The 5986-nt window shown below is 68.0% G+C and carries 4 protein-coding genes and 1 pseudogene; 1 reads left to right on the plus strand and 4 read right to left on the minus strand.

Annotated elements, in window-relative coordinates; all coding sequences use genetic code 11:
• The 3 genes from JJ683_RS18390 to JJ683_RS18400 all read right to left on the minus strand — a co-directional run.
• Positions 1 to 1286, minus strand: a 1286-nt coding sequence (locus JJ683_RS18390) for an IS1634 family transposase (RefSeq protein ID WP_200176251.1), incomplete at its 3' end; no start/stop codon positions are given.
• 115 nt (positions 1287 to 1401) lie between these two features.
• A complete protein-coding gene (locus tag JJ683_RS18395; protein ID WP_200176252.1) occupies positions 1402 to 2007 on the minus strand; it encodes an NAD(P)-dependent oxidoreductase in 606 nt (201 codons plus the stop codon).
• A complete protein-coding gene (locus tag JJ683_RS18400) occupies positions 2004 to 2975 on the minus strand; it encodes an EamA family transporter (protein ID WP_200176254.1) in 972 nt (323 codons plus the stop codon). Before JJ683_RS18400 ends, JJ683_RS18395 begins: the two co-directional genes overlap by 4 nt.
• A 79-nt stretch (positions 2976 to 3054) precedes the next feature.
• On the opposite strand from JJ683_RS18400, the gene JJ683_RS18405 reads away from it, so the two are divergent.
• Positions 3055 to 3939, plus strand: a complete 885-nt coding sequence (locus tag JJ683_RS18405) for a LysR family transcriptional regulator (protein ID WP_200176256.1) — start codon at positions 3055 to 3057, stop codon at positions 3937 to 3939.
• Between the two features lie 17 nt (positions 3940 to 3956).
• On the opposite strand, the pseudogene JJ683_RS19835 reads toward JJ683_RS18405, so the two are convergent.
• A pseudogene (locus JJ683_RS19835) lies at positions 3957 to 5019 on the minus strand (transposase).
• Positions 5020 to 5986: the final 967 nt, after the last annotated feature.

Below are 5986 nucleotides of genomic sequence, written 5' to 3' on the forward strand. Positions count from 1 at the left end.
ACATGCCACAGGTCGTGGTACTTGCCGATCACCTCGCCCGGATCCATCAGGGCCACAGGAACATTCGTCACATAGCCCTTCAGGCCGGACAGGTCCCGGGCGCGTTGCAGACTCGCCGCATCCAGGCTCTTCGCGTCGCCTTTGGCCTTGACGAACCGCACCTGCTTGCCCGCCCGCTTCCCGTCGACGACTTCCCGGGCCTGGGCCTCTTGGTTGAGCGTCTGATCGTCGCGCCGGGCCCGTTTCCGGCGGTACTGCCAGATCGCCCGCCACGCCTTCTCGTCGGCCGGGTCCCACACCGGCTCCGCCTTCTTCTTCACGTCGCCCACGACGGAGCGGGCGTTGCGCGGCGTGACGGTGTCGATGATCTGCCCGTCGGTGAACGCGTTGCCGTGCCAGTGGAAGTGGCTGGCCAGATCCGCAGGTGCTTTCGTCATCCGCGACCCGACGATGAACTTCAGTCCCGCAGCGTCGAGGTCTTTCAGGTTCGACGCGGAGAGCATCCCGGCGTCGGCGGCGATCACCAGTTCGGTGTCCTCCAAATCGTGGCGGGCCAGGAACTGGCGCACTACCGGCACGATCGTGCGGGTTTCGGCGTGGTTGCCTTCGTGGCAGCTGATCTCGAGGGGGAACCCGTACCGGTCGACCAGCAGGGCAACGACGATCTGGGGGTCGACGCGCCGCTCTTTCGAGTAGCCGACCTTGCGCAACCCGTCTTCCTTCTCTGCTTCGAAGTACAAGGTGGTCACGTCGAACAAGACCAGCGACAGCCCGCCGGTGGCGGCGGCGTAGTCGAAGCACCGGTAGGCGATCAGGTCGCGGTAGCCGCGGGCGGCGCACCGCCGCAGCGCCGCGGCGAAGGTGTTGCGGTGGGCGGCGGCGACGCCGAGGTCGCCGAGCACGCGCACCGAGTCCGACTTCGACGTCGGTTCCACGATGCGGGCCAGGACCAGCTGGAAGAACGCGGCGTCGTCGACCACGTCGAAGCCGAGCTGCTGCCACGCGGATTCGATCGCCGCGATCAGCCACCGGGCGCGTTTGCCGGTGATCACCGACGGCGCGCCCGCCGGCATGGGCGCATCGGTCGGCGCGGCGAAGTCCAGGCCCAACTGCAGTTGACCGGCCTCGAGCCTGCCGCGGGCGGTGTGGAGCAGGGCGGCGAGCTCGCTGTCGGTGTGGGCGGAGCCGAGATGCTCGACAATCCTGCGCCGGCCCCCGGTCTTCTCCGCGATCTGCACGGCCGTCGCCCCCGAGGCGGTGCGCACCTTGCGGATGTAAGCGGCCACGACCCCGGATTCTACCGGCCTATTAGTGCCCCGAATCCAGCACCTGCACCACCCCTACCAGCACAGTTACCCGCCACAATCGCTACAACAATGTTGACCTGTGCAACTCAGGCGGTCAGTTCGTGGCAGTTGCGACGGTGAACCGTTGTCCGCGAAAGCTGGGATCCGCGAGTTCGTCGACCACCGCGACGGCCATGTCTTCCATGGAGACATAGGAGTTGCCGCCCTCGTCGACCAGCAGTTTGTCGACGCCGGTACGGTAGTGGCCGGTCCGCTGCCCCGGCTCCATGACCGCTGAGGGAGCGACGTAGGTCCAATCGGTGCCGGTGGCCATGCGGCACTCATCGAGTTGATCGACCGCGCTGCGGGCGAGCGCAGCGATCTGCTGGGGTACCCAACGGCGGTCGTCGGCGACCAGTTCGCCCGTGTCCGGGGTACGCAGAGCTCCGGCGCCGCCGATCATGACGAATCGGACGCCGGCAGCAGCGTGCCCTTGGAGCAGTGACCGGGTGGTGGTCGCAGCGTGGTGTTCCTGGCCGGGCGCCGGGCGGGTGGCTCCGATGCCGACGTCGTGGCCACGTACGGCGGTGGTGACGGCATCGGCGTCGGCGGCGTCCAGATCGGTACGCGTCAATGCGGTTACGTCGTGTCCGCGTCGCAATGCTTCGGCCACGATGCGACTGCCGAGGCTTCCTGCCGATCCGATCACGGCGATCTTCATGGGATGTTCCTTCCGATTGTTCGTGTGGCGGCGTCGGTGCATGCCCGGTCCGTGGGATTGCGGGGAGCGCGGCTGCCGGAGTCGAACTGTCCGGCGGCGATCGCTGCGAGGGCCAGGACGAAGCCGAGGATCTGGATCGGGCCAAGGAGCTGGCCGAGGAAGACCGCCCCCAGTCCGGCGGCCACGATCGGAGAGAGCAGCCCGAGCAGGGCCGCGGAGGTGACGGGAAGCCGGCCGATGCCGTCGAACCACAGCGTGTACGTCAGCAGGCCCCCGATCAGCCCCAGCCAGAGGTAGCCGGCCACGCCGGACCCCGTGACGTTCGTGGGTACGCCTTCGATGACCAGGGTCAGGGGCAGGAGGAAGAGGCCGCCGGCGGTCAGTTGCCATCCCGCGAAGGTCATGGCGCCCACGCCGGCGGGCCGGCCCCAGCGTTTGGCCAGGGTGACGCCGGTGGCCATCGACGCCGCGGCTCCCACGCCGGCGATGATGCCGATGCCGTCGAGGGCAGCCTGGTCACGCAGCACGATCATCGCGACCCCTACCATCCCGACCAGGCCCCAGGCCAGGCGCCATTTCGACAGTCGCTGGCCGAGCAGAACCACGGCCAGCAGGGCGACCACCAACGGCTGGGTGGCGTTCAGGGTGGCCGCCACGCCGCCGGGAAGGTGGTAAGCGGTCAGGAAAAGCAGCGGGAAGAACGCGCCGATGTTCAGGACGCCCAGCACGGCCGCCTTCCACCACCATGCCCCATGCGGCAGTGTGCGTGTGAGCGCGAGAGCGAGCAGTCCCGCAGGTAGGGCCCGGACCAACCCGGAGAACAGCGGTTGCCCTTCCGGAAGCAATTCGGAGGTGACGATGTAAGTGGTGCCCCACACGGCCGGCGCTACGGCGGTCGCCAGCGTGCGCCCGAGCACACTGTGTCCAGCCTTTGGGGGCGATTGCGTGGTGATTGTTGCGGCGCTCATGCAGCCATCGTCAGCCGCTTACCATTCATGAGTCCAACACATAGTTGTCATAGAATCAATGAACAGACACGATGTGAGGGTGGAACTTCGCCAACTCTCATACGTCGTAGCCGTCGCCGAGCACGGCACCTTCACCCGGGCGGCCGAGCGCTGCTTCGTGGTGCAGTCGGCTCTGAGTCATCAAATCGCCCGACTCGAGCAGGAACTCGGGGCCCGGTTGTTTCACCGCACCAGCCGGCAGGTGAGCCTCACCGCCGCCGGACGGGCGTTCCTGCCCGCGGCCCGGCAGTGCCTGGACGCCGCCGATCGGGCACGCGCCGAAGTCGCCAGTGCCACAGGGGAGATCCGGGGCCGACTGTCCGTGGGCGTCATCCCGACCGTCGCCGCCGTCGATGTCCCCGCGGCCTTACGCAAGTATCACGACCGGCACCCGCAGGTTCGTGCCAGCCTCACCACGGACGCCAGTGACGCCCTCATCGAGCGAGTCAGCGACGGGCGGTGCGACGTCGCATTCCTCGGCCTGCCCACCGATACACCCCTAACATCGGTCCGCGATCACGTCCTGGCCCACGACCACCACGTCGCCGTCATGGCGCCCGGGCATTCACTTGCCACCGCCCACAACCTGAGTCTCGAACAGTTGGCCGACGAGGTCTTCGTGGACTTCCCCGCCGGCAGCCCCGGACGGGCCCAAAGCGACACCGCCTTCACTGCCGCCGGCCTGTCCCGCGACGTCGCCTACGAAGTGATCGACGCGCACCTGATTGCCCGCCTCGTGCGCGAACACCTCGGCATCGCCCTGCTGCCCTCGGCGTTCGTACCGCAGTTGCCGGGTTTGACCGCCGTGAAAGTCGCTGATGCCCCGAGGCGAAGCGAACACCTGATCTGGAGCCGCCAAGGACCTTCGCCGGCGGCAGCCGCCTTCCTACGTCAACTCGATGTGACGCAGGCCGAATTGAGTTGACATAGCGGTGCATCCGACTACGCGCTGGCGGGCGCGCGTTCGCGGACGTCGGCATCACCGAGGCCGACGGCGGAGCGTAGTTCGCGCGGTGGTTCGAGCAGTGAGCGACGAAGGTCGTGCAGTAGTCGGGTGCCGGCCGGGGTCATCGCGACGCCGGGCCAGCCGGCCGAGGCCCGGTCGAGCACGGCCCACACCAAGCTCACGGCGCTGGTCTCGCCGGGAAACCGGCCGATGACCTTCGTACGCCTATTCGTTTCCCCGAAGGCGCGCTCGATGAAGTTCGAATGCGTGATGCGCACGTGATGCTCGCGCGAACACTGCAGACACACCCTCAGGCCCGCCCGGTCGGTGTCCAGTATCAGCATCACCGTCGGATACACATCGCGGTACTCGGCGCGGAACGCGGTGATGCGCTGGTCGACCGCCTCGACGAGGCTGGGTCCTGGCGAGACGTCTAGACCGTTGGTATCGATGATCGCCCAGTAGCTGTGGCGGATCTCCGGTTGCATGCCGGTGGGGGTCTTGGCGGCGATGTTGCGCAGCCGGTGGATCAGGCAGCTGCTGGTATTCGTCGCGGATCGCCTGACACACCGTCGCCACCGTGGACTTCGAGATGGCGGCTTGGTCCCCGAGGGCGTCGGCCGGAGTGGTCTCGACATCACGCATGGATAGGCCGCGCACGAACGGAGCGATCACCAACGATTCCAGGGCAATGTTGCGGGTGACGTGCTTGCCGAACAGCCGGGACGCCAACCTCTCGGTCGTACCGCGCAGCTTCGGGCGCTCCAGCGTGACCGTCCCGCTGGCGATTTTCACGGTCACCGGCCGGTGCCCGTCACGCGAGCCCTCCGCCGTGTCCGGCGTGGTGGCGGCGCGGTGATAGCGTTCGCGGCCCAAAGACTCGGTGACCTCGGATTCCAGGGCGGCTTGCAGGAGCAGCTGGGTGCTCCGGCGGACGGCTTCCTCCAGGATCTCCGGCCGATCGCGCCCTTCAGCGAACAGGGCGTCGATCTTGGCGTGGATCCGGTCGGTAGGCGATACACCTGCACTAGACGGGCGCGGTCCCGTACCGCCTCGCAGACTGGTCAGGTCGTGAAACGGTACTTACACCCGTCCTCTCCTGGACAACGCTCCCTGGACGCGACCGATGCTCCGTCGAGCACGAAGTCGCGCTGCTAGCGGCGCCGCGATTCTCCGTTGCTGCGGCGGCGGTCGCCACCGGAGCGCGCGCCACCGCGGCGCGGCGGGACAGGGGCGTGGTCGGCTGGGCCGTTCACGCCCTCGTTGAAGTTCGAGAAAAGCGAGTGATGGATCTGCTCAGTGGTGCTTCCAGTCATGCGCTGTATGCGTCCTTCGTCGTAGGGATTGGCGCGGAAGTCAGGCAGGCGGTGTGGCACTGCGAGGAGGCCTGTACCGGTCGTCGTCAACGCTCGAGCCGGCCGCGCCGGTCGGCGGCGGCACTGCAGCGCGGCCCGCCGACGGTGTACACGGTAGTCGGCGTGCGCGACCGACCGGGGGAGGTGCTCTGCGCGCGTTAGAGCCGGCCGACCGGCTACAGCCCTGTGCCGACCGAAAGTCGGTCGTGGTCTGGTGAGCGGCCGGCGATGACAGTGGCCGACGATCTCGCCGCTGCGACAGCCGTCCGCGCACATTCCGGGCTGCCCGAGGCGGCAGGGATGTCCGTGGATCGCGCGAGTATTCGTCGCGCGTCGTCGCCGGCGCCAGCGCCGGTAGATGCCGCACACGAGATCCCGCGGGAGTGATCGCCGTCGTGCACCAGCGCGTGGCCATTCGGCCCGACGATGTGGCCGCGGCTATCTGGAGCGTGATCTGTATTGCACCAGTGGGCGGACCGGTACTTCGGTGACTGCGGGTCGTCACCCCGAGGCAGCGCCATGCACGACCTCGTTCGGGACGGCAGATGGTTTCTGACCTGGGGATTTGTGTTTGGGTGGGGGTGGGCGTAACTTTGGTCGGGCCGGAGCGGCGAGAGCAGCTCCCAAGCCCGGAAGGGGCTGGGGGCGGTGCGCTTGTGAGTGTGCTACGG

The organism is Tomitella cavernea (assembly GCF_016599145.1).
GTDB classification, from domain to species: Bacteria; Actinomycetota; Actinomycetes; order Mycobacteriales; family Mycobacteriaceae; genus Tomitella; species Tomitella cavernae.

Coding starts and splice junctions, on each gene's coding strand:
- JJ683_RS18395 (WP_200176252.1), bottom strand. CDS start 2,007: ATGAAGATCGCCGTGATCGGATCGGCAGGAAGCCTCGGCAGTCGCATC.
- JJ683_RS18400 (WP_200176254.1), bottom strand. CDS start 2,975: ATGAGCGCCGCAACAATCACCACGCAATCGCCCCCAAAGGCTGGACAC.